The organism is Mycobacterium sp. (assembly GCF_050701675.1).
Taxonomy (GTDB): domain Bacteria; phylum Actinomycetota; class Actinomycetes; order Mycobacteriales; family Mycobacteriaceae; genus Mycobacterium.
In genome coordinates this window covers 1-1,633 of the sequence record NZ_JBOGDD010000226.1, presented here as the reverse complement: position 1 = coordinate 1,633, position 1,633 = coordinate 1, and the positions used below count along the sequence as shown (strand labels likewise).

The window sequence follows — 1,633 nt, the reverse complement described above, 5'->3', positions numbered from 1 at the left end:
ACACAACCTGCTTATCAGCGAACACGCCGGCACCCACACCGACGCCGTCTTCGAATACGACCCCCACGGGCCCACCATCGACAAGTCCCCGCTGGAGTACTACTACGGCGAAGCGATCTGCCTGGATTTACGGGCGGTGCAATACCCGAGATACATCACCCCAGAGGATCTACAGGCCGCTCTCGATGCCAGCGGACAAGAGATCCGCAAGGGCGACACCGTCATTCTCTACACCGGTTACGGCGACGCCACCTATCCCGACCTGGCCTACACCGAGAAGCACACCGGCCTCAATCGCGACGCCGCCCTATGGCTCGCGCAAAAGGGTGTCATCAACATCGGCGTCGACAACGTCGCCATCGACCATGCCGACGACAGTGACTTCTCCGGACACAACGTGTGCGGCGAGTACGGCATCGTCAACACCGAGGGCCTGGCCAACCTCGACAAGGTGGTCGGTCAACGGTTCCTCTACTTCGGGCTACCCCTGTTCATCCGCAACGGCACCGGGTCCCCGATCCGCGCAGTCGCCGTCTTCAACAACTGACCGCGCCCCGAATTCAAAGGAGAACGCTCATGACCTCCGTCGACGACACCCTCGCTCCCATGACCCGCCGGCGACTCATGCCCGAGGGGTCCTGGGACTGGCACGTCCCCACACCCTTCTCCCAAGGTTGGCGCGTAGGCCAACTCGTCTTCGTCGGCGGCCAGCTCTCCGCTGACGAACACGGCAACGTGATCGGAGAAGGCGACATCGAAGCCCAGACCCGCAACGTGTTCGAAGCCGTCACCCGAGTCTTGGAGGAAGGCGGAGCCACCTGGCGCGACGTCGTCAAACTCAACACCTACTACTGCTGCAACGAAACCGAAGACGCCGTCAAGGAATTCTGGGAGAAGATGACCAGGATCAGACTGGAGTACCTGCCCAACCCCGGGCCGGCAGGGACCGCGGTACGGGTCGCCGGGCTGATGTACGACGGCTTCCTCATCGAAGTGGAAGCGATCGCAGTCGTCGGAAGCGGCGACTTCCCCGCCGCCCCATGAGCGGTGCCGCCGCGAAGCCATCAGCGCCACTAGATGTCACCGAACTCACCCAAGCGCTGATACGGATCGACACCTCCAACCCCGGAGGCCCCGAGAAGCCGGCCGCCGAACTGGTCGCCGACGCGCTCGCCAGTGCCGGCGTGCCCGTGCAATGGTTCGAACCCGAACCCGGCCGATGCAGTCTCGTCGGCCGGGTCCGCGGACTCGACTCGAGCCTGCCGGCGTTGCTGATTCACGCTCACCTCGACGTCGTCCCCGCCATCGCCGACGACTGGACCCGGGACCCCTTCGGCGGTGAACTGCACGACGGATACGTGTGGGGCCGTGGCGCAGTCGACATGAAGGGGATGGTAGCCATGACGCTGAGCGCGTTGAGCCGCCTGGCTCACCAAGGCCGCGCACCGCGGCGCGACGTCGTCGTCGCCTTCTTCGCCGACGAGGAGGCCGGCGGTGAGCTGGGCGCTGGTCACGTAACACGCAGCCGCCCCGACTTGTTCGCCGACTGCGACGATGCGATCGGCGAGGTCGGCGGCTTCAGCCACACGCTCAGCGACCAAGCTCGCGCCTATTTCGTCTCCACCGCGGAGAA

The 1,633-nt window shown here is 65.0% G+C and carries 3 protein-coding genes; all 3 read left to right on the top strand.

Annotated features, from left to right (window positions below; translation table 11 throughout):
* Positions 1-547: cyclase family protein (locus ACRDUX_RS06530; protein ID WP_526412144.1), on the top strand; the 547-nt coding region annotated here is incomplete at its 5' end.
* A 29-nt stretch (positions 548-576) separates the two neighbouring features.
* The gene (locus tag ACRDUX_RS06525; RefSeq protein ID WP_526412142.1) at positions 577-1,044 is read left to right on the top strand and encodes a RidA family protein; all 468 of its coding nucleotides are present in this window, start codon (positions 577-579) and stop codon (positions 1,042-1,044) included.
* Positions 1,041-1,633, top strand: a 593-nt coding sequence (locus ACRDUX_RS06520; protein WP_526412140.1) for a M20/M25/M40 family metallo-hydrolase, incomplete at its 3' end; no start/stop codon positions are given. The genes ACRDUX_RS06525 and ACRDUX_RS06520, both read left to right, overlap by 4 nt.